Origin of the sequence: Streptomyces sp. NBC_00663 (assembly GCF_036226885.1) — a bacterium.
Lineage (GTDB): Bacteria > Actinomycetota > Actinomycetes > Streptomycetales > Streptomycetaceae > Streptomyces.
Genome location: NZ_CP109027.1, coordinates 7,121,532 through 7,146,201, shown reverse-complemented (window position 1 = coordinate 7,146,201; position 24,670 = coordinate 7,121,532). Strand labels below are relative to the sequence as shown.

At 69.9% G+C, this 24,670-nt stretch carries 21 protein-coding genes; 2 read left to right on the top strand and 19 right to left on the bottom strand.

Annotated features, from left to right (window positions below):
• Positions 1-17 precede the first annotated feature (17 nt).
• Complete coding sequence (locus tag OG866_RS32320; RefSeq protein ID WP_329340193.1) at positions 18-1,133, top strand: mechanosensitive ion channel family protein; 1,116 nt, start codon at positions 18-20, stop codon at positions 1,131-1,133.
• 4 nt (positions 1,134-1,137) lie between these two features.
• Here OG866_RS32320 and OG866_RS32315 read toward each other — a convergent pair whose 3' ends face one another.
• The 6 genes from OG866_RS32315 to OG866_RS32290 form a co-directional block, all read right to left on the bottom strand.
• Positions 1,138-1,878, bottom strand: coding sequence for an SDR family NAD(P)-dependent oxidoreductase (locus OG866_RS32315; RefSeq protein WP_329340192.1), 741 nt, complete (start codon positions 1,876-1,878; stop codon positions 1,138-1,140).
• Positions 1,879-1,987: 109 nt separating this feature from the next.
• Complete coding sequence (locus tag OG866_RS32310; protein ID WP_329340190.1) at positions 1,988-3,574, bottom strand: Na+/H+ antiporter; 1,587 nt, start codon at positions 3,572-3,574, stop codon at positions 1,988-1,990.
• A gap of 73 nt (positions 3,575-3,647) precedes the next feature.
• The gene (locus OG866_RS32305; protein WP_329340188.1) at positions 3,648-4,118 is read right to left on the bottom strand and encodes a GNAT family N-acetyltransferase; all 471 of its coding nucleotides are present in this window, start codon (positions 4,116-4,118) and stop codon (positions 3,648-3,650) included.
• Positions 4,115-5,059: an RluA family pseudouridine synthase gene (locus tag OG866_RS32300; RefSeq protein ID WP_329340187.1), complete on the bottom strand. Its 945-nt coding sequence runs from the start codon at positions 5,057-5,059 to the stop codon at positions 4,115-4,117. Before OG866_RS32300 ends, OG866_RS32305 begins: the two co-directional genes overlap by 4 nt.
• Before the next feature lie 58 nt (positions 5,060-5,117).
• Positions 5,118-5,714 carry a signal peptidase II gene (gene lspA, locus OG866_RS32295; RefSeq protein ID WP_329340185.1) on the bottom strand — a complete coding sequence of 199 codons (597 nt, stop codon included), beginning with the start codon at positions 5,712-5,714 and terminating at the stop codon, positions 5,118-5,120.
• 61 nt (positions 5,715-5,775) lie between these two features.
• Positions 5,776-6,678 (bottom strand): TraR/DksA family transcriptional regulator, encoded by a 903-nt coding sequence (locus OG866_RS32290; RefSeq protein ID WP_329340184.1) that lies wholly within the window; start codon positions 6,676-6,678, stop codon positions 5,776-5,778.
• A 593-nt stretch (positions 6,679-7,271) separates the two neighbouring features.
• On the opposite strand from OG866_RS32290, the gene ileS reads away from it, so the two are divergent.
• Positions 7,272-10,415 (top strand): isoleucine--tRNA ligase, encoded by a 3,144-nt coding sequence (gene ileS, locus OG866_RS32285; protein ID WP_329340182.1) that lies wholly within the window; start codon positions 7,272-7,274, stop codon positions 10,413-10,415.
• A 176-nt stretch (positions 10,416-10,591) separates the two neighbouring features.
• Here ileS and OG866_RS32280 read toward each other — a convergent pair whose 3' ends face one another.
• From OG866_RS32280 to OG866_RS32220, 13 genes are all read right to left on the bottom strand, one after another.
• Positions 10,592-11,815, bottom strand: a complete 1,224-nt coding sequence (locus OG866_RS32280; RefSeq protein ID WP_329340180.1) for a DivIVA domain-containing protein — start codon at positions 11,813-11,815, stop codon at positions 10,592-10,594.
• A 52-nt stretch (positions 11,816-11,867) separates the two neighbouring features.
• Positions 11,868-12,158, bottom strand: a complete 291-nt coding sequence (locus OG866_RS32275) for a YggT family protein (protein ID WP_004932337.1) — start codon at positions 12,156-12,158, stop codon at positions 11,868-11,870.
• A gap of 50 nt (positions 12,159-12,208) precedes the next feature.
• Complete coding sequence (locus OG866_RS32270; RefSeq protein WP_329340175.1) at positions 12,209-12,850, bottom strand: cell division protein SepF; 642 nt, start codon at positions 12,848-12,850, stop codon at positions 12,209-12,211.
• 129 nt (positions 12,851-12,979) lie between these two features.
• Positions 12,980-13,699 (bottom strand): YggS family pyridoxal phosphate-dependent enzyme, encoded by a 720-nt coding sequence (locus tag OG866_RS32265; protein ID WP_329340173.1) that lies wholly within the window; start codon positions 13,697-13,699, stop codon positions 12,980-12,982.
• A 6-nt stretch (positions 13,700-13,705) separates the two neighbouring features.
• A complete protein-coding gene (pgeF, locus tag OG866_RS32260) occupies positions 13,706-14,434 on the bottom strand; it encodes a peptidoglycan editing factor PgeF (RefSeq protein WP_329340172.1) in 729 nt (242 codons plus the stop codon).
• Positions 14,431-15,627 (bottom strand): cell division protein FtsZ, encoded by a 1,197-nt coding sequence (gene ftsZ, locus OG866_RS32255; RefSeq protein WP_329340170.1) that lies wholly within the window; start codon positions 15,625-15,627, stop codon positions 14,431-14,433. Before ftsZ ends, pgeF begins: the two co-directional genes overlap by 4 nt.
• Before the next feature lie 277 nt (positions 15,628-15,904).
• Complete coding sequence (locus tag OG866_RS32250; RefSeq protein ID WP_329340168.1) at positions 15,905-16,702, bottom strand: cell division protein FtsQ/DivIB; 798 nt, start codon at positions 16,700-16,702, stop codon at positions 15,905-15,907.
• Positions 16,703-16,728: 26 nt separating this feature from the next.
• A complete protein-coding gene (gene murG, locus OG866_RS32245; RefSeq protein WP_329340166.1) occupies positions 16,729-17,826 on the bottom strand; it encodes an undecaprenyldiphospho-muramoylpentapeptide beta-N-acetylglucosaminyltransferase in 1,098 nt (365 codons plus the stop codon).
• 6 nt (positions 17,827-17,832) lie between these two features.
• Complete coding sequence (ftsW, locus tag OG866_RS32240; protein WP_329340165.1) at positions 17,833-19,197, bottom strand: putative lipid II flippase FtsW; 1,365 nt, start codon at positions 19,195-19,197, stop codon at positions 17,833-17,835.
• A gap of 20 nt (positions 19,198-19,217) precedes the next feature.
• Positions 19,218-20,651: a UDP-N-acetylmuramoyl-L-alanine--D-glutamate ligase gene (murD, locus tag OG866_RS32235; protein WP_329340163.1), complete on the bottom strand. Its 1,434-nt coding sequence runs from the start codon at positions 20,649-20,651 to the stop codon at positions 19,218-19,220.
• Positions 20,633-21,706: a phospho-N-acetylmuramoyl-pentapeptide-transferase gene (gene mraY / locus OG866_RS32230; protein ID WP_329340161.1), complete on the bottom strand. Its 1,074-nt coding sequence runs from the start codon at positions 21,704-21,706 to the stop codon at positions 20,633-20,635. Before mraY ends, murD begins: the two co-directional genes overlap by 19 nt.
• Positions 21,703-23,112: a UDP-N-acetylmuramoyl-tripeptide--D-alanyl-D-alanine ligase gene (locus tag OG866_RS32225; protein ID WP_329340159.1), complete on the bottom strand. Its 1,410-nt coding sequence runs from the start codon at positions 23,110-23,112 to the stop codon at positions 21,703-21,705. The genes mraY and OG866_RS32225 overlap by 4 nt, the downstream gene beginning before the upstream one ends.
• Before the next feature lie 4 nt (positions 23,113-23,116).
• Entirely contained in the window at positions 23,117-24,637 is a 1,521-nt protein-coding gene (locus OG866_RS32220) for a UDP-N-acetylmuramoyl-L-alanyl-D-glutamate--2,6-diaminopimelate ligase (RefSeq protein WP_329340158.1), read from the bottom strand.
• Positions 24,638-24,670: the final 33 nt, after the last annotated feature.

Sequence of the window (24,670 nt, the reverse complement as noted above, 5' to 3'; positions counted from 1 at the left end):
CCAGTACGGTCGGACACATGGAGAACGTACTGCGCCCGCTGATCGTCGTCGGCGGCTCGGTCGTGCTCACGCTTCTCATCGGCTGGGCGACCGATCTGCTGATGCGCAAGGCCGACCAAGGGCAGAGCGAGACCCCGCTGTGGGGTCTGCTGCGCCGCGGCCGCATCCCCTACCAGCTCGTCATCTTCGCGGCCCTGCTCAGAGGGTCCTACGACGAGGCACGGGTGCTGATGGAGCACCGGGTCGGTATCGGCCGGACACTGACGCTGGTCCTCATCGGGGCGACGGCGTGGCTGATGGTCCGGATCGCGGCCGCGGTCGTCGAGACGACGTACACGCGCTACTCCCGCGCCCAGCGCGACCCCGCCCGGGTCCGTCGCGTCCGTACCCAGGTGACCCTCATCACACGGGTGGTCACCGCGATCGTCGCCGTCGTGGCCGTCGCCGCGATGCTGCTGACGTTCCCGGCGATGCGCGCGGCCGGTGCCTCGCTGCTGGCCTCGGCCGGCATCCTCGGCATCGTCGCCGGTGTCGCGGCGCAGTCCACGCTGAGCAACATGTTCGCCGGGTTCCAGATCGCGTTCGGCGACATGGTCCGCCTGGGGGACACGGTCGTGGTGGACGGCGAGTGGGGCACGGTCGAGGAGATCACGCTGACCTTCCTGACGGTCCGGACCTGGGACGAGCGCCGGATCACCATGCCCGTGTCGTACTTCACCTCGAAGCCGTTCGAGAACTGGTCGCGCGGCGGGGCCCAGATGACCGGCATCGTCTACTGGCATCTGGACCACTCGGCGCCGATGGAGGCGATGCGCGAGAAACTCCGCGACATCCTCCGCGAGTGCCCGGCGTGGGACGGCCGCGCCTGTGATCTGACGGTCACGGACTCGACGCCCAACACCATGCAGGTGCGGGCCCTGGTGACCGCCAAGGACGCCGACGACATCTGGAAGGTGCGGGTCACGGTCCGCGAGCAGATGATCCGCTGGCTGACCCAACGCCACCCCTACGCCCTGCCCCGCGTCAACACGGCCGACTCGGCCCTGCCCCCGGGCTTCAACGGCTCCCGCCCGTCCGCCTCCCCGGACGGCGTGCCCCGCAGGGCGCACGAGCCGCCGAGGCAGAGCCGCTGAACCGTCAATTGCCTCGCTCGGCGCCCCCGTTGACCTGCACGATCTGCGAAGTGACGTGCCCAGCGCCGGGCGAGGCCAGCCAGTGCAGCGTCTCGGCGATGTCCCCGGGGGTGCCGGGGCGCCCGGTGGCGGTGTCATTGATCAGCCGCTCCCGCCGGGCGGGGTCGATGGCGCCGCCGAAGAACTCGGTGTCCTCGACATAGCCGGGCGCGACGACGTTCACGGTGATCCCGCGCGGCCCGAGATCCCGGGCCAGATCATGGGCGTAGGGATGCAGACCCGCCTTGGCGGCCCCGTACGCCCCGCTCCCGGACCCCCGGTAGGCGGCGATGGAGCTGACGAACAGCACCCGCCCGCCCGGCGAGGCGAGCCGGTCCCTGAGGGCCTCGGTGAGCAGCGCCGCGGTCAGCAGATTGAGCCGGAAGTTGACGGTCCAGTGGTGCGCGGCGGCGTCCAGCGGATCGCCCCCGGGGGCAGCGGGTTCCAACTGCCCGTTCCCACCGGCACTGTGGACCAGGACATCCACGGCCCCGAGCTCCCGCCCGACGAACTCGGCGACCCCGCGCACATCCCCCGTGTCACTGAGATCGGCGGCATACGTCAGCGCCCCGGGCACCCCGGCCTCCTCCAGCACCGCCTTCCGCCGCCCGAGCAACAGCACCCGGTCCCCGTCCGCCGCGAAGACACGGGCCGCAGCGAGCCCGATTCCCGTACCGCCACCACTGATTACGACATTGCGAGCCATGATCCGAGGGTACGAGCGGAAAGCCTCCGACGGCGATGGTCCCCCACGGGAAACGGAACCCTTTCACGAACTGGAAACAGGCGGTGCGCGGGCGGGAGAACACCCAAGATCACCGCAGGCTACGCACGTCCAGATGCCGAAGCACCCGATCCACCACCTCAGGATCCGCCCCCGGCTCACTGCGCGCCGCCATCACCTCGTGCCGCGCCGCGCTCATCATCTCGCCCTGGATCCGCCGCACCCGCTTCAACCGCTTCGCCCGCTGCTGATGCGCCTCGCGCCGCTCCTCGTCCCCCATGTCGGGACTGATCCGCACGCCGATGTCGAAGGCCCGCCGCAGCATCTGCTCGGACAGCTCCTCCGGCAGCTCCTCGACCTCCTCGATCTCCCTCAGCCGCCGCTTGGCGGCCTTGGCGGCCCGGATGGCGAGGTTCTTCTCGAACTCCTTCTCCCGCTCGGTGTCGGCCTCCACCCCGAGCCGCTCCACCAGCCACGGCAGGGTCAGCCCCTGGAGCACCAGGGTCGCCATGATGACGCCGAACGCGATGAACACGATCTCGTCCCGGTCGGGAAAGGCGCCCCCCTCGTCGGTCTTCAGCGGGATCGCCAGCGCCAACGCCACGGACGCCACGCCCCGCATCCCCGACCACCACATGACGACCGTCTCCCGCCAGGTCATCGGGATCTCCTCGTCGTAGTCCTGCTTCGCGTGCAGCCGCTTGGCGACCCAGGTCGCGGGCATCAGCCACAGCAGGCGTACGAGGACGACGACCGCGACGATCGCGGCGGCCCAGCCGAGCATCTCGCCCCACCGCCCGGACGCGGTCCGGATGGCGTTGTGCAGTTCGAGGCCGATCAGCCCGAAGGCGACGCCGGTGACGAGCGTGTCGACGATGTCCCAGAAGGTGTGCCCGGCCAGCCGGGTGGCCACGTCGTCGGGGTCGGTGGCGTACTCGGCGAGGAACAGCGCGGTGGTGAGCACCGCGAGCACTCCGGAGCCGTGCAGTTCCTCGGCCAGGACATAGGAGGCGTACGGCACGAGGAGCGTGAGCCCGATCTGGAGGGTCGCGTCGCCGAGCAGGTCCATCAGCTTGTTGGCGCACCAGCCGAGGACCACCCCCACGACGAGGGCGACGACCGCGGACAGCACCAGTTCGAGCGCGGCCTCCCCGGCGTGGAAGGAACCGCTGACGGCCGCGGCGATCGCCACGTGGTACAGCACGATCGCCGTCACGTCGTTGAAGAGCCCCTCGCCCTCCAGGATCGACACCAGCCGCCGCGGCAGCCCCAGTTGCCCGGCGACGGCGGTCGCCGCGACCGGGTCGGGCGGCGCGACCAGCGCGCCGAGCGCCACGGCGGCGGCGAGCGGCAGCCCCGGCACGATCGCGTGGGCGACGAGGGCCACGCACAGAGTGGTGACGAACACCAGCGCCACGGCCAGCAGCAGGATCGGCCGTACGTTGGCCGCGAACTGCCGCCAGGAGGTGCGGCGTACGGCCGCGTAGAGCAGCGGCGGCAGCAGGAGGGGCAGGATGAGGTCGGGCGCGACATCGACGTTGGGCACGAAGTCGAGCAGCGCGAGCACGATGCCGAGAAGCGTCATGAGCACCGGCGCCGGCAATTTGAACCGGTCCCCCACCGGGACACTCACCACGGCCCCGAGCAACAGCATGAACAGCAGGGCCAACTGATCCACGGTCAGGCTCCGGCGGGTCGGACGAGCAGGAATCTCCAGTCATCCAGCCTGCCATGACGGCCACGCCGATCAGTTACAGCGCGCGCCGCATCCCCTGGTGCGCAATCCCCGCCTCCAGGTACTCCGGCCCGTACGCCTCGTACCCGAGCCGCTCGTAGAACCCCAGCGCGTGCGTCTGCGCGTGCAGATCCACCGCCGCGAGCCCCCGCGCGCGTGCCGCGTCCTCGATGGCCCGTACGAGCGCCACGCCGACGCCGAGACCGCGCGCCTCCTCGGCGACCGCGAGCCGCCCCAGCGACCCCAGGGTGAGATCACCGCCGACCTTCTCGGCGGCCTGGGAGCCGTGGAGCAGCCGCCCGGTGCCCAGCGCCACCCCGTCGTCCCGCACGGCCAGCACATGCACCGCCACGGCGTCGTACGCGTCGTACTCCAGATCCTCCGGAACGCCCTGCTCGACGACGAAGACCTGCTTGCGCACGGCGAAGCACATCTCCCGGTCGGCGGGGTCCTCGGCGACCCGCACGGTGTACGACGGCAGGCTCACGCGTACGTCTCCTCGCGGACCTGGTCGAGGGCCTGCTGGAGGTCCTCCGGGTAGTCGCTGGCGAACTCGGCCCACTGTCCGTCCCCGGGGTGCTCGAAGCCCAGGCGGACCGCGTGCAGCCACTGCCGGGTCAGGCGCAGCCGCTTGGCGAGGGTCGGGTCGGCGCCGTAGGTGAGGTCGCCGACGCAGGGGTGGCGGTGGGCGGCCATGTGGACGCGGATCTGGTGGGTGCGGCCCGTCTCCAGTTTCACGTCGAGCAGGGAGGCCGCGCGGAACGCCTCGATGAGGTCGTAGTGGGTGACCGACGCCTTGCCGTCCGCGGTGACCGCCCACTTGTAGTCGTGGTTCGGGTGGCGGCCGATGGGGGCGTCGATGGTGCCGCTCGTCGGGTCCGGGTGGCCCTGGACGAGGGTGTGGTAGCGCTTGTCGACCGTGCGCTCCTTGAACTGGCGCTTGAGCGAGGTGTACGCGCGCTCGGACTTGGCGACCACCATCAGCCCTGAGGTGCCGACGTCGAGGCGGTGCACGATGCCCTGGCGCTCGGCGGCGCCGGAGGTCGAGATGCGGTACCCGGCGGCGGCGAGGCCGCCGATGACGGTCGGTCCGGTCCAGCCGGGCGACGGATGGGCGGCGACTCCGACGGGCTTGACGATGACCACCACGTCGTCGTCGTCATGGATGATCTCCATGCCCTCGACCGGCTCGGCGACGATCTGCACGGGCGCGGGCGCGCCGGGCATCTCGACCTCCAGCCAGGCGCCGCCGTGCACGCGCTCGGACTTGCCGACCACGGACCCGTCGACCTGGACCTTGCCCGCCGCCGCCAGCTCGGCCGCCTTGGTGCGGGAGAAGCCGAACATCCGGGAGATGGCGGCGTCGACGCGCTCGCCCTCCAGGCCGTCCGGCACGGGCAGGGTTCGGATCTCGGGAAGCGTGCTCACCCGTCGAGTATGCAGGACCGCACCGACAGCCCCGACCGGCGCCTGTGGATAACGGGCCTCAGTCCTTGTGGACGGTCCCGTCCGGGTCGAGGCCCTTGAAGGACAGCAGCACGATCAGGATGCCGCCGCACACGATCGCCGAGTCGGCCAGGTTGAACACCGCGAAGTGCTTCGGCGCGATGAAGTCGACGACCGCGCCCTCGAAGACGCCGGGCGAGCGGAAGATCCGGTCGGTGAGGTTGCCGAGCGCACCGCCGAGGAGCAGGCCGAGCGCGATCGCCCAGGGCAGGCTGTAGAGCTTGCGGGCGAGGCGGGCGATGACCACGATCACGGCCGCCGCGATCACCGTGAAGATCACGGTGAAGGCCTCGCCGAAACCGAAGGCGGCGCCCGCGTTGCGGATCGCCTCGAACTTCAGCCAGTCCCCGATGATCTCGATCGAGTCGTGGTGCTCCAGCTTGGCCACCACGAGCAGCTTGCTGCCGAGGTCGAGGAGGTACGCGAAGGCGGCGACGGCGAACAGCACGGCGATCCGGCGCTTGCCCCTGGGCTGGGGCCGCTCCTCGACGCCCTCCTGCCCGGCTGCCCGCTCCGGCTCGGCCCCGCCCCCCTCAGGGGTGTCCGGCGTACCGATCATGCGCTCCGCTTCGGTCACGTGAGTCCCTCAACCTAGGTGCCTGACTGAGGACGAGGGTACGGCACACCCCTGCGGACCCTCAGTACCGGCGTTCCTGCTTCTGCTTGCACTCGACGCACAGGGTCGCGCGCGGGAACGCCTGCATCCGCGCCTTGCCGATCGGGTTGCCGCAGTTCTCGCACAGACCGTAGGTACCCGCGTCGAGCCGGTCCAGCGCCCGCTCGGTCTGTTCGAGCATCTCGCGCGCGTTGGCCGCGAGGGCCATCTCGTGCTCGCGCGTGATGTTCTTGGTGCCGGTGTCGGCTTGGTCGTCGCCCGCGCCGTCCCCGGAGTCCCGCATCAGACCCACGAGGGACTCCTCGGACGTCGTGATCTCGGAGCGCAGCCGCAGGGCCTCGGACTGTAGCTCGGAGCGCGCCTCCGCGACCTCCTCCGGGGTCCAGGGGTCCTCTCCGGGGCGGACCGCGAGCTCGCCCGGCTCCGCCGCGACGAGGCGTGCCTTGGGGACGGCGGTCTTCGCCGCCGTGGCCGTGCCAGAAGTCTTCTTCGCAACCACCGTCGTGGCTCCCGTCTGCTTCGCGGCCTGCGCCGCGCCCGCCTTCTTGGCCGTCTTCCCGGCCGCGCTCTCGCCGGCCGCACTCTTCGTGGAGGTACTTTTCGTGCTTTTCGAGGTCGTCGAGGTGGTGCTCTTCGTGGCAGCGGTCTTCTTGGCGGCCGTTTTCCTCACCGCCGCCTTCTTCACCACCGCCTTCTCTCCCGGCGTCTTAGCCGTCCCAGCCGTCCCAGCCGCTTCCTTCGCGGCGGTCTTCTTGGTCACGGCCTTCTTGGTCACGGACTTCTTGCTCACGGCCTTCTTGGCCGTCGGCTTTTTCGCGGCCGCCCCCACGGCCTTCTTCCCGCCCACGTCCTTGGCCGCACCGCCGGAGGCATGTGTGGATCTGCCCGACGCCGACTTCTGATCGGCGGTCTTCTTCGCCACCATGGCCGCGGCCCCTTCACATTTTGTGATCTTGCACGCGAATCGTGCTGGGACGATAAATCGACTTGAGTCCCGCGGCAACGGGACGCACCGCCCGATTCGCCCGCCTCACGCAGAGAGCACGTCAGGCATGCAAGCGTTGTGCCCAGCTCCCCGCCCGGTAATCCGCCGGACCACACGTCCCGGAATCCGAACACGCGTACCGCTCCATTCGGGTCACTCCGCCACCCTCGGCGCCCGCGCCCCCGGGCCCGGAAAAACCGGTCGGCCGCTGTCCGCGCGGCGCCGTACACTGGGCGGAGCGAAAAGCGTGGATGGGGACGAGTAGCGACGTACGCAGCCCAGAGCGACCCGGGGACGGTGGAAGCCCGGGGGCGAGCGCGACGCGAAGATCACCCCGGAGCCGCCGGAAGAAAGCCCCCAGGGCCAGTAGACCCGGCATCGCGACCCCAATGAGGGGGCTCACCGGTGCGTACGGCGCACAGGGGAGCCAAGGAGGGTGGTACCGCGGGAGCGCGCCGACACCGGCGTAAGGAAAGACAAGGCTCTCGTCCCTCCGGACGGAAGGCAGCAAGTCCGCCGGAGGAAGCTCGCTGATGACAACGCCGCAGTACCGCCAGGTGCCCGCCCAGGTCGACCTGCCCGCCCTTGAGCACGCCGTGCTCGACTTCTGGCGCGAGCAGAAGATTTTCGCCAAGAGCCTGGAGCAGTCCGAGGGCCGCCCCGAATGGGTGTTCTACGAGGGCCCGCCCACCGCCAACGGCATGCCCGGCGCCCACCACATCGAGGCCCGCGTCTTCAAGGACGTCTTCCCCCGCTTCCGCACCATGCGCGGCTACCACGTGGCCCGCAAGGCCGGCTGGGACTGCCACGGCCTGCCCGTGGAGCTCGCGGTGGAGAAGGAGCTCGGCTTCAGCGGCAAGCAGGACATCGAGGCGTACGGCATCGCCGAGTTCAACGTCCGCTGCCGCGACTCCGTGCTGCGCCACACCGACGCGTTCTCCGAGCTGACGACCCGCATGGGCTACTGGGTCGACCTCGACGACGCCTACGTCACGATGGACCCCGAGTACATCGAATCGGTCTGGTGGTCGCTCAAGGAGATCTTCAACAAGGACCTGCTGGTCCAGGACCACCGCGTCGCCCCCTGGTGCCCCCGCTGCGGCACCGGCCTCTCGGACCACGAGCTGGCGCAGGGCTACGAGACGGTCGTCGACCCGTCCGTGTACGTCCGCTTCCCCCTCACCTCCGGCCCGCTCGCCGGCGAGGCCGCGCTCCTGGTGTGGACGACGACCCCCTGGACGCTGGTCTCCAACACCGCGGTCGCCGCGCACCCCGACGTCACCTATGTCGTCGCCACCGACGGCCAGGAGAAGCTCGTCGTCGCCGAGCCGCTCGTCGGCAAGGCCCTCGGCGAGGGCTGGGAGACCACCGGCCAGTCCTTCACGGGCGCCGAGATGGAGCGCTGGACGTATCAACGTCCGTTCGAGCTCGTGGAGTTCCCGGAGCCCGCCCACTACGTGGTGAACGCCGAGTACGTCACGACCGAGGACGGCACGGGTCTGGTCCACCAGTCCCCCGCCTTCGGTGAGGACGACCTCAAGGTCTGCCGCGCCTACGGCCTCCCGGTCGTGAACCCGGTCCGCCCCGACGGCACCTTCGAGGCGGACGTCCCCCTGGTCGGCGGCGTCTTCTTCAAGAAGGCGGACGAGAAGCTCACGGAAGACCTCCACGACCGCGGCCTCCTCTTCAAGCACATCCCGTACGAGCACAGCTACCCGCACTGCTGGCGCTGCCACACCGCGCTCCTCTACTACGCGCAGCCGTCCTGGTACATCCGCACCACGGCCATCAAGGACCGCCTCCTCCAGGAGAACGAGAACACCAACTGGTTCCCGGACACGGTCAAGCACGGCCGGTACGGCGACTGGCTGAACAACAACATCGACTGGGCGCTGTCCCGCAACCGCTACTGGGGCACCCCGCTGCCGATCTGGCGCTGCGAGGACGACCACCTCACGGTCGTCGGCTCCCGCGCGGAGCTCACCGAGCTGACGGGCACGGACCAGTCGAACCTGGACCCGCACCGCCCGTTCATCGACGACGTCACCTTCGCCTGCCCCAAGGACGCCTGCGGCAAGACGGCCACGCGCGTGCCCGAGGTCATCGACGCCTGGTACGACTCGGGTTCGATGCCGTTCGCGCAGTGGGGCTACCCGTACAAGAACAAGGAACTCTTCGAGTCCCGCTACCCGGCCCAGTTCATCAGCGAGGCCATCGACCAGACCCGCGGCTGGTTCTACACCCTGATGGCGGTCGGCACCCTGGTCTTCGACAAGTCGTCGTACGAGAACGTCGTCTGCCTCGGCCACATCCTCGCCGAGGACGGCCGCAAGATGTCCAAGCACCTGGGCAACATCCTTCAGCCGATCCCGCTGATGGACCAGCACGGCGCCGACGCGGTCCGCTGGTTCATGGCGGCCGGCGGCTCCCCGTGGGCGGCCCGCCGCGTGGGCCACGGCACGATCCAGGAGGTCGTCCGCAAGACGCTCCTCACGTACTGGAACACCGTCGCCTTCCAGGCCCTGTACGCCCGCACCTCCAACTGGGCGCCCAGCGAGGCGGATCCGGCCCCGGCCGACCGCCCCGTCCTGGACCGCTGGCTGCTGTCCGAACTCCACGCGCTCACCGACCAGGTGACGCAGGCTCTGGAGGCGTACGACACCCAGCGCGCCGGCAAGCTCCTCTCGGCGTTCGTCGACGACCTGTCCAACTGGTACGTCCGCCGCTCGCGTCGCCGCTTCTGGCAGGGCGACAAGGCCGCGCTGCGCACGCTGCACGAGGTCGTCGAGACGGTGACGAAGCTGATGGCGCCGCTGACCCCGTTCATCACCGAGCGGGTCTGGCAGGACCTGGTCGTCCCGGTGTCCCCGGGCGCGCCTGAGTCGGTCCACCTGGCCACCTGGCCGGAGGCCGATCTCTCCGCCATCGACCCGGAGTTGTCGCGGCAGATGGTCCTCGTCCGCCGGCTGGTCGAGCTGGGGCGTGCCACGCGCGCGGAGTCGGGCGTGAAGACCCGTCAGCCGCTGAGGCGCGCGCTGGTCGCGGTGACGGGCTTCGACACCCTGAACCCCGAACTGCACGCGCAGATCACGGAGGAGCTGAACGTCGAGTCCCTGGCGTCCCTCTCCGAGGTCGGCGGCAGCCTGGTCGACACCACCGCCAAGGCCAACTTCCGGGCCCTGGGCAAGCGGTTCGGCAAGCGCGTCCAGGACGTGGCGAAGGCGGTCGCGAACGCCGACGCGGCGGCACTGTCGCTTGCGCTCCGCGAAGGCACGGCGTCGGTCGAGGTCGACGGCGAGACCATCACCCTCGCTCCCGACGAGGTCATCATCACGGAGACCCCGCGCGAGGGCTGGTCGGTCGCCTCCGACTCCGGTGCGACGGTCGCCCTGGACCTGGAGATCACGGAGGAGCTCCGCCAGGCGGGCCTCGCCCGTGACGCGATCCGTCTGATCCAGGAGGCCCGCAAGAACAGCGGCCTGGACGTCGCCGACCGGATCGCCCTGCGCTGGACGTCCACGGACCCGGCAGTGATCGCGGCCCTGACCGAACACGCCGGCCTGCTCGCCGACGAGGTCCTGTCGACGGACTTCGCCCAGGGCGAGCCGGACGACACCTACGGCACCGCGTTCACCGACGAGGGCCTGTCGCTGACGTTCCACCTGCGCAAGGCGTAACGCACGACCTACGAGGGCCCGGTCTCCCCACGCGGGGGGGGCCGGGCCCTCAACTATGCCGCCGGACAAGCGAAACCCCGCCCCCGAGCAACCCGCGTAAAAGGGGCGAGCCCCGGACCGAAGTCCAGGGCTCGCCCCTTTGAACGCTGCCGACGCCTAAGGCGTACTACAACTCGTCAGTTGTCGTCCTCGTCGATGAGGAACCCGCGCATCGGCGACGGGGCCTGGCCCATCGGGCCGGGGCCCTGCGGCCGGACCGGAGCCATCGGCTGGGTCATCGCGGGCGACATCTGCTGCTGGCCGCCGTAGGACGGACCGGCCGGCGCCGGAGCACCGCCCATGCCGCCCGGGTTGCCACCGTACGACGGGGCGCTCGCACCGGCCGGAGCCATCGAAGGCGCCGGGGACGGCGGCAGCGACGCGGTCGCCGGGGTACGCGGCGGAGCCAGCGAGTCGTCGGCCTGGGTCTCCAGCTGACGCAGCTGCGACTCCAGGTACGACTTCAGACGCGTGCGGTACTCGCGCTCGAAGCCGCGCAGATCCTCGACCTTGCGCTCCAGCGTGGCGCGGGCGGACTCCAGGGAGCCCATCGCGACGCGGTGCTTCTCCTGCGCGTCCCGCTCCAGGGCGTCGGCCTTGGCTCGGGCGTCACGCTCCAGACCCTCGGCACGCGAACGCGCCTCGCCGACGATCTTGTTGGCCTCGGAACGGGCCTCGGCGATCGCCTGGTCGGCGGTCTGCTGGGCCAGCGAGAGGACACGGGCGGCGCTGTCGCCACCGGGACCCTGACCGGGGCCGCCCATCGGACCGCCCATGGGGCCGCCCATCGGGCCACCCATCTGCTGCTGCATGGGCGGCTGACCACCCATGGGGCCCTGACCCATCGGACCCTGACCCATCGGGCCCTGGCCCATCGGACCGGGACCCTGCGGGCCACCCTGGCCGCCGCTCGGACCGGCAGGCAGCTGCGGCGCACCGCTCGGCAGCTGGGGCGGGCCTCCCATGGGGCCGCCCATCTGCTGCTGCGGCGGGCCAGATATGCCGGCGGGCACGGGGCCGCCAGGCCCACGCATGCCCTGCTGCGGCATTCCCTGCTGCTGCATGCCCTGCCCGGGCATTCCCTGCTGCGGCATCCCCTGCTGCTGCATGCCCTGCTGCTGGTCCTGCGGACCGGGACCGCCGGGACCCTCGGGGGGCTTGCGCATGTTCTGCTGGTTCTGGGCAGCAGCACGCGTCGCCGCGGCCAGCTTGGCGCGCAGGTCCTCGTTCTCGCGGAGCAGGCGGGTCAGTTCGGCTTCGACCTCGTCGAGGAAGGCATCGACCTCGTCCTCGTCATAGCCTTCTCGGAGGCGGACGGTCGTGAACTGCTTGTTCCGCACGTCCTCGGGGGTCAACGGCATCTCTTCACCTCAACGTAGTCATCGGCAGTCGGCAAGACCGTATCGTCCACTGTCACCTCGCGAGATTGCCCACGATAGAGATCAAGATGTAGACGATGATCATCAGTACGAAGAAGGACAGGTCGAGCGCCACGCCCCCGAGACGCAGCGGCGGAATGAACCGCCGCAGAAGCTTCAGCGGTGGATCGGTGACAGTGTAGGTGGCCTCCAGGACGACCACCATCGCCTTGCCAGGTTGCCACGAGCGGGCGAACTGGAAGACGTAGTCCATGACCAACCGGAAGATGAGCACGATGAGGAACACCATCAGCGCGATGTAGATCACCTGCGCGAACACGCTCATGGTCTTTCTTTCCCTCTCCCCTGTTTCGTGCTGTTGCCGGTCTGTCTGTCTCAGCTCTGGTTGAAGAACCCGCCCTCTGCGATACGGGCCTTGTCCTCCGCCGTGACATCGACGTTAGCAGGCGACAACAGGAACACCTTCTGCGTCACCCGCTCGATGCTGCCGTGAAGACCAAACACCAAACCGGCCGCAAAGTCGACAAGTCGCTTCGCGTCTGTGTCATCCATCTCAGTCAGATTCATGATCACCGGGGTGCCCTCACGGAAGTGTTCCCCGATGGTACGGGCCTCGTTGTAGGTCCGCGGGTGAAGCGTGGTGATCCGGTAAGGCTCTCGTTCGGACACGACCTTGGGCATGATCACCGGTGCGTTCTTCTCCAGGCTCTGGCGTTCTTGTGTGATGGACGCCACGGGCGCGATGCGCGCCGGACGTCCGGATTCCGCGGCTAGCGAAGCGGAACGGGCGAGCGGCTCACGGGGGGTGGAGGGTTGCACGATTCGCACCTCTTCGTCCCTTTGGGACTGATGTGCACTGTGCGACTGGTGCACCGGTTCGTGCCGCCGGTGGTCCCGCTCGGGCTCCGGGTCCAGTTCGGGTTCGAAGTCGTCGTCGGGGTCGAAACCGCGGCCGTCGTACCCATCGTCCTCCACGAGGCCGAGGTAGACCGCCATCTTGCGCATCGCGCCGGCCATGCTCTGAGTCCTCCGCTCTGTGGTGGATCTGCTGACGACTGCCAAGTGCCTGCGATCCACGAGGTCGTTACGCCCGCCTTCCGGCGGTAATGACCATATTTTCTGCTGTGGTCCGACTTCCTGGCGACGTTACCCGAGCCTCGCGCGGACTCCGAGTACCGCGGTACCGACGCGTACATGTGTCGCTCCGGCGGCCACGGCCTGTTCGAGATCCGCACTCATCCCTGCCGAGACCATGTTCGCAGCCGGATGGGCTCGGCGCAGGTCGGTCGACAAATCCATCAACCGCTCGAACGCCGCCTGTTGGCGCCCCGCGTACTCCCCGGTGAGCGGTGCGACGGTCATCAGTCCGTCGAGCCGCAGCCCCGGAGCCCCGGCGACGAGGTCGGCCAACTCTTCGATTCCGCCGGGCGCTACGCCACCCCGCTCCCCGCGCTCGCTCGCCTCCGCGTCCAGCGCGACCTGGAGCAGACACCCCACCTCACGCTCGGCCCGTACGGCCTCCCTGGAGAGAGCCGTCACCAGCTTCGAACGATCGACGGACTGCACGAGATCCGCGTAACCGACCACGGAACGCACCTTGTTGGTCTGAAGCTGACCGACGAAGTGCCAATTAAGGGACAGATCGGAACATTCGACGGCCTTGGGGGCCGCGTCCTGGTCCTTGTTCTCGGCGACGTCGCGGACACCGAGTTCCGACAGGATCCGCACATCGCTCGCGGGGTAGGTCTTGGTGACCACGATGAGGGTCACCTCTTCGCGCTTGCGCCCCGCGGCCACGCACGCGGCGGCGATGCGCTCCTCCACCTTCGCCAGGTTCGCGGCGAGTTCGCCCTTACGGTCCGTCATGCTCTCTCAGTCCAGCCAGACATATCCCGCGAGTCGCCCCGTGGTGCGATCGCGGCGGTACGAGAAGTGGTCGCCCGATTCCCGGGTGCACACCGGCGACTGCTCCCGGTCGCGCACCCCGAGCCGGTCGAGCTGTGCGTGCACTCCGGCGGTCACGTCGACGGCCGGGGTGCCCCAACTCGTCTCGGCGTACGCCGCGGGCTCGATCGCGGCGACGTCGGCGCGCATCTCCTCCGGCACTTCGTAGCACCGGCCGCAGACGGCGGGTCCGGTGCGGGCGACGATCCGGGCGGGATCGGCGCCGAGTTCGGTCATGGCCCGTACGGCGGCGGGGACGACCCCCGCGATCATGCCGGGCCGGCCCGCGTGAGCCGCCGCGACGACTCCGGCGACCGGGTCGGCGAGCAGGACGGGCGTGCAGTCGGCGGTGAGGACGGCGAGGGCGAGACCGCGTCCGGCGGTGACGATCGCGTCGACCTCCGGTACCGGCCGGTCCCCCCACGGCTCGGCGACCACCGCCACCTCCGCCCCGTGCACCTGGTTCATCCAGACCACCCGCGCCGGGTCGATCCCCAGCGACTTGGCGGCCAGTTCACGATTGGTACGGACGGCGTCGGCATCGTCGCCGACCGCCCCGCCGAGATTGAGCTCCTCGTACGGAACGGCGCTCACCCCGCCCCACCGGTCGGTGAAGGCGAAGTGCGCGCCGCTCACGGTGTCGCGCCGTCCTATCACTTCAGGAAGTCCGGCACGTCCAGTTCCTCGGCCGCGCTGTCCGAGTAGGTGCGCGACGGCGGGACCGGCGGGGCGACCGGGAGGTCGGCCACCGGCTCGGGCGCGGGCTCCGGCTCCTCCTTCGGCGTGACGCTGCCGAGCGAACCGAAGGACGGGCGGGACTCGGTCTGCCGTACCGGAGTGGGCTCTTCGCGGCGGGCCGAGTTGGAGGCCGAGCCGAGGACGTTGTCCCGGCGGGCCGGCGGCTGGCCGCCGTCGAAGCCGGCGGCGATGACCGTGACCCGGACCTCGTCGCCGAGGGCGTCGTCGATGACCGCGCCGAAGATGATGTTGGCCTCGGGGTGCGCGGCCTCGCTCACCAGCTGGGCGGCCTCGTTGATCTCGAACAGGCCGAGGTCGGAGCCACCGGAGATGGAGAGCAGGACACCGCGGGCGCCGTCGATGGACGCCTCCAGCAGCGGCGAGGAGATCGCCATCTCGGCGGCGGCCACCGCGCGGTCGTCGCCGCGGGCCGAGCCGATGCCCATGAGGGCCGAACCGGCCTCGGACATGACCGACTTGACGTCGGCGAAGTCGAGGTTGATCAGACCGGGCGTGGTGATGAGGTCGGTGATGCCCTGGACACCGGAGAGCAGGACCTGGTCGGCCGACTTGAAGGCGTCGAGGACCGAGACCTGGCGGTCCGAGATGGACAGCAGCCGGTCGTTGGGGATGACGATGAGGGTGTCGACCTCTTCGCGGAGTTCCGCGATGCCGTCCTCGGCCTGGTTGGCGCGGCGCCGTCCCTCGAAGGTGAACGGGCGCGTGACCACGCCGATGGTGAGGGCGCCCAGGTTGCGGGCGATGTTGGCCACGACGGGGGCGCCGCCGGTGCCGGTGCCGCCGCCTTCACCGGCCGTCACGAAGACCATGTCGGCCCCCTTGAGGACCTCCTCGATCTCCTCGCGGTGGTCCTCGGCGGCCTTGCGGCCGACGGCCGGGTTGGCGCCGGCGCCGAGTCCGCGGGTGAGTTCCCGGCCGACGTCGAGCTTGACGTCGGCGTCGCTCATCAACAGCGCCTGCGCGTCTGTGTTGATGGCGATGAACTCGACGCCCTTGAGACCGACCTCGATCATCCGGTTGATGGCATTGACACCACCGCCGCCGACACCGATGACTTTGATGACTGCGAGGTAGTTCTGCGGTGCTGCCACGTCGAAGGCCTCTCGCCTCGAGTTACGTGTCGTCGTCTCGCGTGGTCATGCGATACGCGACGGATGCCGAATGGGACGGTCCATAGTGCCGACCCGAACCCTAACGTTGAAGTTTAGGGTTACCAGTGTGTCTGTTCCCTGGAGTCTTCTGAACAGGACACTAAGTCGACAAGTGGCGCACGTTCAACGAACACGCCGAACCTCCCGTTTTTCTTTTCACCCTATGTGATCAGCCGTAGCGGTAGCCAACCAGGGTGCTGGCCTGCGCGGATGTACGTCAACTCCCTGATGACGCAGGGGCGGTGGGAACCGAGACGTCGAAGTACCGCGCATCGGGCGCCGCTTTCAGCAGAGCGCTGAGCGTACGGGCCTTCGCCGCGCCCTTCTCGCCACTCCCCCACGCGACCGTGCGGCCACCGCTCAACTCCAGCGAGATGTCGTCGTACGAACGCACCTTGACGGTCCGGGTCGTTCGCGCGACGGCGGCCGGAAGGTCACCGGCGACGCGGACCGCCTCGCGCACCAGCCGGCCCTCGCCGAAGCGGCGCAGGCTCGCGGCGGCGGAGCCCGACTCGGAGACCGTCAATTCGAGGGCGGGGATGCCTTTCGGAGCCTGAGAAACCGTGGCAAAACGGACGCCGTCATCGTCCACTTCGACAAACTTTCCGCCCTTTTCGACAATCAGGACCGGAGTGCGCTCAACCACTTTCAGCCCGATTCCGTGCGGCCAGGAGCGTGTCACGTCAACCGAGTCAATTCGGGGCAATTTCCGGAGCAACCGTGCCTCAATCGCATCGGTGTCGACGGAAATCAACGGCGATCCGAGCGGCACGTCGGCCGCCTCGCGCACCTGTGCGGGCGTCAGCACGTCGGTGCCGGAGACCGACACCCGCTCCACGCGCAGCCATTGGGAGCCGTACAGGGCCCAGAGGGCACCGCCGCCGAGGAGAACCAGCGCGACGGCCAGGATGATGATCGTACGAGGCCCGGGCGGCCTCAACCGGCGGACAGGGGGCGGGGCGGACGACGACTCCTGCTGGCGTTCACCGCGTTCGGCGGTGGTCGGTCCGGCCACGCTCCCTGCCCTTCGGTCATACGTTCCTAGTGACGTGCACGGTTGGCGGCGATCGCCTCGTACACCATGCCGACGAGCAGGTCGTCGGCGTCCCGGCGGCCGAACTCGGCGGCGGCGCGGGACATCTGGTACAGCCGGTGCGGGTCGGCGAGCACGGGCAGGACGTTCTGCTGGACCCACTCCGGGGTGAGTTCCGCGTCGTCGACCAGCAGGCCGCCGCCGGCCTTGACCACCGGCTGGGCGTTGAGCCGCTGTTCACCGTTGCCGATGGGCAGCGGGACGTAGGCGGCCGGGAGTCCGACGGCGGAGAGCTCGGCGACGGTCATCGCGCCCGCGCGGCAGAGCATCATGTCGGCCGCGGCGTACGCGAGGTCCATCCGGTCCACGTACGGTACCGGGATGTACGGCGGCATCCCCGGCATATGGTGCACCTGCGGCAGTTCGTTCTTCGGGCCGACCGCGTGCAGGATCTGGATGCCGGCCTGCTGGAGCCAAGGGGCGACCTGCTGGACGACCTCGTTGAGACGACGGGCGCCCTGGGAGCCGCCGGAGACCAGCAGGGTCGGCAGGTTCGGGTCGAGGCCGAACGCCGCGCGGGCCTCGGGGCGGACGGCGGCCCGGTCGAGGGTGGCGATGGTGCGCCGCAGCGGGATGCCGATGTAACGGGCGCCGCGCAGCTTGCTGTCCGGGGTGGAGACGGCGACCTGGGCGGCGTACCGCGAGCCGATCTTGTTGGCCAGGCCGGGGCGGGCGTTGGCCTCGTGGATCACGATGGGCACGCCCAGGCGCTTGGCGGCGAGGTAGCCGGGCAGGGCCACGTACCCGCCGAAGCCGACGACGGCGTCCGCCTTGGTGCGCTCCAGGATCTGCTCGGCGGCCTTGATCGTGCCGCGCAGCCGGCCCGGGACGGTGATCAGCTCGGGGGTGGGCTTGCGTGGCAGCGGTACGGCGGGGATCAGCGCAAGCTCATAGCCCCGCTGCGGAACGAGTGTGGTCTCCAGGCCGCGCTCCGTGCCCAGGGCCGTGATTCCCACGGTCGGGTCCTGCCTGCGCAGGGCGTCCGCGAGGGCGAGCGCGGGCTCGATGTGGCCGGCGGTCCCCCCACCGGCGAGTACGACATGCACCGAAATTCACCGCTCTCCGGACGTGCGTGCCGCCGAGGCACGCCGTCGCATCGTGTTCCATCTCCGCGGCTCCCTGTTGCGAGCGGAGCCCCCGGCACCCCGCTTTCTACCAAAGCGGGGTTGCCGCATCGCAAGCGCGGCCCGCGCAGCGGGCTCGTCACGAGCGAAGGCGATCAGCAGCCCGATCGCGAACATGGTCGGCAGCAGGGCGGATCCTCCGTAGGAGAACAGCGGGAGCGGGACACCGGCGATCGGCAACAGGCCGAGCACCGCACCGATGTTGATCACCGCCTGTGCGGTGATCCAGGTGGTCACGCCTCCCGCGGCATACCTGACGAAGGGGTCCTCCGTGCGGCCGGCCACGCGGATACCCGCATAGCCTAGAGCCGCGAACAGGGCCAGCACCGACAGCGTCCCCGCCAGGCCCAGTTCCTCACCGGTGACGGCGAAGATGAAGTCCGTGTGCGCTTCTGGGAGTTGGCCCCATTTTTCCACACTCGCACCGAGCCCGGAGCCGAAGATTCCGCCGGAGGCGAGGGCGTAGATGCCGTGGACGGCCTGCCAGCAGTCGGCGGCCCCCGCCTTGGGCTCGGTGGCGCCGATGCAGGCGAGCCGGGCCATGCGGTTGGGGCTGGTCTTGATGAGGATCAGGCCGATCAGCGCGGCGATCGACAGCACCCCCACGAACAGCCGGGTCGGCGCCCCCGCGAGCCACAACAGGCCGAAAAGGATCGCCGTGAGGATGATCGCCGTGCCCATGTCGCCGCCGAGCATGATCAGCCCGAGCAGCATGAAGGCGACCGGGACGAGCGGCACCAGCATGTGCTTCCACTGGGTCAGCAGCTTCTTGTCCTGTTTGCGGGCGAGCAGGTCGGCGCCCCAGAGCACGAGCGCGAGCTTGCCGAACTCACTGGGCTGGATCTGGAAGGAGCCGCCGAGCGAGATCCAGTTCTGGTTGCCGTTGACCGACATCCCTATCCCCGGCACCTGCACCAGGGCCATCAGGAAGACCGCGCCCGCGAGGATCGGATAGGCCAGCGCCCGGTGCAGCTTCACCGGCATCCGGGACGCGGCCAGCAGCAGCACTCCGCCGATGGCGGCGGCCAGGAACTGTTTGCGGAAGAAGAAGGACCCCGGCAGCGACATCTGAAGGGCCGTGATCTGGGAGGCCGAGTAGACCATCACCAGCCCCAGCACGGTGATCAGCAGGCTGCCGCCGAGGATGAGGTAGTACGCGGTCAGCGGCCGGTCCCAGGCCTTCTTCGCGCGCAGATAGAGCTGTCGTACGGGGTTGTCGCGCGCGGTCCGGGGAGCGGCGGGACGTCTGACGGTCCGCTGCACGGGCGGTCGGCCGGTACGGCTGCTGGGCATCAGAGCCTCCGCTACGTCGGTCAGGAGCCGAGTTCGCGAACCGCCTCCGCGAACGCGTCACCGCGCTTGTTGTAGTTGGTGAACATGTCCATGGAGGCGCAGGCCGGGGCCAGCAGCACCGTGTCGCCGGGCCGAGCCAGCCGCTTCGCCTCCGTCACCGCCTGGAGCATCGCCCCAGTGTCGGTCCGGTCGAGGTCGACCACGGGTACTTCCGGCGCGTGTCGCGCGAGGGCTTCGCGGATCAGGGCCCGGTCGGCGCCGATCAGCACCACGCCCCGAAGTCGCTTTGCCGACTTGGCGACCAGCTCGTCGAAGGAGGCCCCCTTGGCGAGCCCGCCGGCGATCCACACGATGGACTCGTACGCCGCCAACGAGGCTTCCGCGGCGTGGGTGTTGGTGGCCTTGGAGTCGTCCACGTACGCGACGCCGTCCACGTCGGCCACGTGCGCGATGCGGTGGGCGTCCGGGGTGAACGCCCGCAGACCGTCCCGTACGGCCTTGGCGGGCACCCCGAAGGCGCGCGCGAGGGCCGCCGCCGCAAGGGCGTTGGCGATGTTGTGCGGGGCGGGCGGGTTGACGTCGGAGACCTCGGCGAGCTCCTGGGCGTTCTTCTGCCGGTTCTCCACGAAGGCGCGGTCGACCAGGATGCCGTCCACGACGCCGAGTTGGGAGGGGCCGGGTGAGCCGAGGGTGAAGCCGATGGCCCGGCAGCCCTCCTCGACGTCGGCCTCGCGCACCAGGTCCTCGGTGGCCTTGTCGGCCACGTTGTAGACGCAGGCGACGCGATTGCCCTCGTAGACACGGCCCTTGTCGCGCGCGTACGCCTCCATGGAGCCGTGCCAGTCGAGGTGGTCCGGGGCGAGGTTCAGGACGGCCGCCGAGTGGGCGCGCAGGGAGGGCGCCCAGTGGAGCTGGTAGCTCGACAACTCCACGGCCAGGACGTCGTACTGCTCCTCGCCGAGGACCACGTCCAGCAGGGAGACGCCGATGTTGCCGACGGCGGCGGTGCGCAGTCCGGCGGCCTTCAGGATGGACGCCAGCATCTGCGTGGTCGTCGTCTTGCCGTTGGTGCCGGTGATCGCGAGCCAGGGGGCCGCGTCGGGGCCGCGCAGGCGCCAGGCGAGTTCGACGTCGCCCCAGACCTCGACACCGGCTTCCCGGGCCGCCGTGAACAGCGGCTTGTCGGGCTTCCAGCCGGGTGCGGTGACGATGAGTTCGGTGCCCTCGGGCAGGGTCGCGCCGTCGCCGAGGCGGACGGTGACGCCGAGCGCCTCCAACTCGGCGGCCTGCTCACGCGCGCGTGCGTCGTCGCCGTCGTTGACGACCGTGACGAGCGCCCCGCGCGCGTGCAGCACCTTGGCCGCCGGGATGCCGGAGACGCCGAGTCCGGCGACGGTGACGTGCTTGCCCTGGAAGTCCGCGGACACCGAGGAGGTCACTTTTCTGCTGCCCATCCCGCGTAGAAGAGACCCAGGCCGACGATCACACAGATGCCCTGGATGATCCAGAAGCGGACCACCACGAGGACCTCGGACCAGCCCTTGAGTTCGAAGTGGTGCTGCAACGGCGCCATCCGGAAGACGCGCTTGCCAGTGAGCTTGAAGGAGCCGACCTGGATGACGACCGACATGGTGATGAGGACGAACAGGCCGCCCATGATGGCCACGAGCAGCTCCGTGCGGGAGCAGATGGCCAGACCCGTGAGGACTCCGCCGAGGGCCAGCGAACCGGTGTCGCCCATGAAGATCTTCGCCGGCGAGGTGTTCCACCACAGGAAGCCGAGGCAGGCACCCATCAGCGCCGAGGCGATGACGGCCAGGTCGAGCGGGTCGCGCACCTCGTAACAGGCGCCCGGGTTGGTCAGGGTGCCCGCGTTGGCGCAGGACTCCTGGAACTGCCAGACGCCGATGAACGTGTAGGCGCCGAAGACGAGCACCGAGGCACCGGTGGCCAGGCCGTCCAGACCGTCCGTCAGGTTCACGCCGTTCGACATGGCGAGAATCATGAACAGCGCCCAGATCACGAACAGCACGGGGCCGATCTTCCAGCCGAAGTCCGTGATGAACGACAACTTGTCGGAGGCCGGGGTGTTGTTGCGGGCGTCCGGGAACATCAGCGCGAGCACCGCGAAGCTGATGCCGACGATCAGCTGGCCGGCCATCTTCGCCTTGGCCCGCAGACCGAGCGAGCGTCGCTTGACGATCTTGATGTAGTCGTCGAGGAAGCCGACCAGGCCCATGCCGACCATCAGACCGAGCACCAACAGGCCCGAGTAGGTGGGCGGGTAGCCGGTGATGACCTTGGACAGGAAGTAGGCGGCGACCGTCGCCAGGATGAAGGCGATACCACCCATGGTCGGCGTACCGCGCTTGCTGGCGTGCTCGCGCGGGCCGTCGTCGCGGATGTACTGGCCGTAGCCCTTGCGCGCGAGCAGCTTGATCAGCAGCGGGGTGCCCACCAGGGTCAGGAACAGACCAATGACTCCTGCGAACAGGATCTGCTTCATCATCGCGCGGCAACCTCACCCTCGGCGCCGAGCAGCGCCGCGGCGACACTCTCCAGGCCGACCGAACGGGACGCCTTCACGAGTACGACGTCTCCCGGGCGCAGCTGACTGCGCAACAGGTCGACCGCCGCCTGTGCGTCGGACACGTGCACCGACTCCTCACCCCACGAACCCTCGTTATATGCGCCCAGTTGCAGCCAGGAGGCTTCGATCCCCCCGACCGCGACGAGCTTGCTGACGTTGAGCCGGACGGCGAGCCGTCCGACCGCGTCGTGCTCGGCGAGCGCCTCGTCCCCGAGCTCGGCCATCTTGCCGAGCACCGCCCAGGTCCGCCGCCCCCGGCCCATGGCCACGAGCGCGCGCAATGCGGCCCGCATGGATTCGGGGTTGGCGTTGTAGGCGTCGTTGACGACGGTCACGCCGTCCGGGCGCTCGGTGACCTCCATCCGCCAGCGGGAGAGGGAGCCCGCCTCGGAGAGCGCGGTGGCGATCTCTTCCGCGGACATGCCCAGCTCATGGGCGACGGCGGCCGCGGCGAGCGCGTTCGACACGTGGTGCTCACCGTACAGGCGCATGGTCACGTCACTGTCACCGGAGGGTGTGCGAAGCCTGAAGGCCGGCTGTCCCGTGTCCGTGAGTCTCACGTTCTCGGCGCGTACGTCCGCTTCGTCGGACTCTCCGAAAAGGATCACCTTCGCCTTCGTACGGGATGCCATGGCCCGTACGAGGGGATCGTCGGCGTTGAGGACCGCCGTGCCGCCGTCCGCCGCGGGCGGAAGCCCCTCGACGAGCTCGCCCTTGGCCTGCGCGATCTGCTCCCGGCCGCCGAACTCGCCGATGTGGGCGGTGCCGACGTTGAGGACCAGGCCGATCTTCGGGGGCGTCAGTTCGGCGAGGTAGCGGATGTGGCCGATACCGCGGGCGCCCATCTCCAGTACGAGGAACTGCGTCTCCTCGGTGGCGGACAGGGCGGTCAGCGGGAGCCCGATCTCGTTGTTGAGCGAACCCGGGGTCCACACGGTCGGTGCCTTGTGCTGGAGCACCTGGGCGATCAGGTCCTTGGTGCTGGTCTTGCCGGCCGAGCCGGTCAGCGCCACGAGGGTCGCGCCGAGCCGTCGTACGACATCACGCGCGAGGGCACCGAGGGCCTTCTGGACGTCGTCCACGACGATCGCGGGCACGCCGACGGGGTGCGACGCCAGCACGGCGACCGCGCCCGCCTCGACGACCTGGGCCGCGAAGTCGTGGCCGTCGACGCGCTCGCCGACGAAGGCGACGAAGAGGCTGCCGGACTCCACTTCTCGGGAGTCCCGGACGACCGGCCCGGTGACCTGGACGGACGGATCCGGTATGTCGTGGGTCTGCCCGCCGACGACTGCTGCGATCTCGGCGAGAGAGAGGGCGATCACAAGTTCATCCCTGGGTCTTCTGGATGGCTTCTCGAAGCACCTGGCGGTCGTCGAAGGGACGGACCACCCCGGCGATGTCCTGGCCCTGCTCATGGCCCTTGCCCGCGACCAGCACGGTGTCCCCGGGCCGTGCCCGGGCGACGGCGGCGGCGATCGCGGCGGCCCGGTCCTCGAAGACCTGGACCTCGCCGCGCTCGTGCACCGGTACGGACGCCGCGCCCTGGAGCATGGTGGCGAGGATCGCGAGGGGGTCCTCGGAGCGGGGGTTGTCGGAGGTCAGTACGGCGGTGTCGGCGAGCCGCGCCACGGCGGCGCCCATCGGCGCGCGCTTGGTCGTGTCCCGGTCGCCGCCGCAGCCGAGCACGACGTGCAGGCTGCCCTCGGTGACCTTGCGGAGCGCCTTGAGGACCGATTCGACGGCGTCGGTCTTGTGGGCGTAGTCCACGACCGCGAGATAGGGCTGTCCGACGTCCACGCGCTCCAGCCGGCCCGGCACACCCGGCACCGCGGCGACGCCGTCGGCGGCAGTCTGCGGGTCGAGCCCGGCGACGGCGAGGGCGACGATCGCGGCGAGCGTGTTGGCCACGTTGAAGGGGCCGGCCAGCGGGGACCTGGCGCGGAGGCGCTCGCCCTGCGGACCGATCACGGTGAACGTCGAGTCCATCGGGCCGACCTGGACGCTCTCGGCGCGCCAGTCGGCGTCCGGGTGCCCCTCGGCGGAGAAGGTGACCACGGGGACCGTGGCCTCCTCGACGAGCCGTCGGCCGTACTCGTCGTCGAAGTTGACGACACCCAGCTTGCTGCGTTCCGGCGTGAACAGCTGTGCCTTGGCCCGGAAGTAGTCCTCCATGTCGGAGTGGAACTCCATGTGTTCCGGGCTGAGGTTGGTGAACACACCGATGTCGAAGACACAGCCGTCGACCCGGCCGAGGACCAGGGCGTGGCTGGAGACCTCCATCGCGACGGCCTCCACGCCGCGTTCGCGCATGACCGCGAACAGGGCCTGGAGATCGGTGGCTTCGGGGGTGGTGCGCTCGGACTTGATGCGCTCGTCGCCGATCCGCATCTCGACGGTGCCGATCAGACCGGTGTTGTTCTTGGTCTTCAGTCCGCCCTCGACGAGATAGGCGGTGGTGGTCTTGCCGGAGGTGCCGGTGATGCCGATCTGGAGCAGATCGCAGCCCGGGCGGCCGTAGATGGTGGCCGCCAGTTCGCCCATCCGCGCGCGCGGGTCGGCCACGACGAGGACCGGCAGGCCGGTCGCCGCGGCGCGTTCGGCGCCGGTGGGGTCGGTGAGCACGGCGACCGCGCCGAGGCCGGCGGCCTGGGTGACGAAGTCGGCGCCGTGCAGGCGGGCGCCCGGGAGGGCGGCGTACAGGTCGCCGGGGCGGACCGCGCGCGAGTCATGGGTGATGCCCGTGACCTCGGCGGTGCTGTCCGGCTGCGCGGCACCCAGCTGATCGGCGAGTTCCGCGAGGGGTGTGGCGGAGACCCGGACCGGCCGGGGCGGTCCCGGATATGTCACGGGATGGCCCTTCTGGGTGGTTTGGGACTGATC

Excerpts from the sequence above, each read along its gene's own strand:
- ftsW (WP_329340165.1), bottom strand. The coding sequence starts at position 19,197 with ATGCCCAGCAGCCGTACCGGCCGACCGCCCGTGCAGCGGACCGTCAGA.
- mraY (WP_329340161.1), bottom strand. The coding sequence starts at position 21,706 with ATGATGAAGCAGATCCTGTTCGCAGGAGTCATTGGTCTGTTCCTGACC.
- OG866_RS32270 (WP_329340175.1), bottom strand. The coding sequence starts at position 12,850 with ATGGCCGGCGCGATGCGCAAGATGGCGGTCTACCTCGGCCTCGTGGAG.
- OG866_RS32320 (WP_329340193.1), top strand. The coding sequence starts at position 18 with ATGGAGAACGTACTGCGCCCGCTGATCGTCGTCGGCGGCTCGGTCGTG.
- OG866_RS32290 (WP_329340184.1), bottom strand. The coding sequence starts at position 6,678 with ATGGTGGCGAAGAAGACCGCCGATCAGAAGTCGGCGTCGGGCAGATCC.
- OG866_RS32275 (WP_004932337.1), bottom strand. The coding sequence starts at position 12,158 with ATGAGCGTGTTCGCGCAGGTGATCTACATCGCGCTGATGGTGTTCCTC.
- OG866_RS32315 (WP_329340192.1), bottom strand. The coding sequence starts at position 1,878 with ATGGCTCGCAATGTCGTAATCAGTGGTGGCGGTACGGGAATCGGGCTC.
- OG866_RS32280 (WP_329340180.1), bottom strand. The coding sequence starts at position 11,815 with ATGCCGTTGACCCCCGAGGACGTGCGGAACAAGCAGTTCACGACCGTC.
- murD (WP_329340163.1), bottom strand. The coding sequence starts at position 20,651 with ATGGGCAGCAGAAAAGTGACCTCCTCGGTGTCCGCGGACTTCCAGGGC.
- OG866_RS32265 (WP_329340173.1), bottom strand. The coding sequence starts at position 13,699 with ATGACGGACCGTAAGGGCGAACTCGCCGCGAACCTGGCGAAGGTGGAG.
- ileS (WP_329340182.1), top strand. The coding sequence starts at position 7,272 with ATGACAACGCCGCAGTACCGCCAGGTGCCCGCCCAGGTCGACCTGCCC.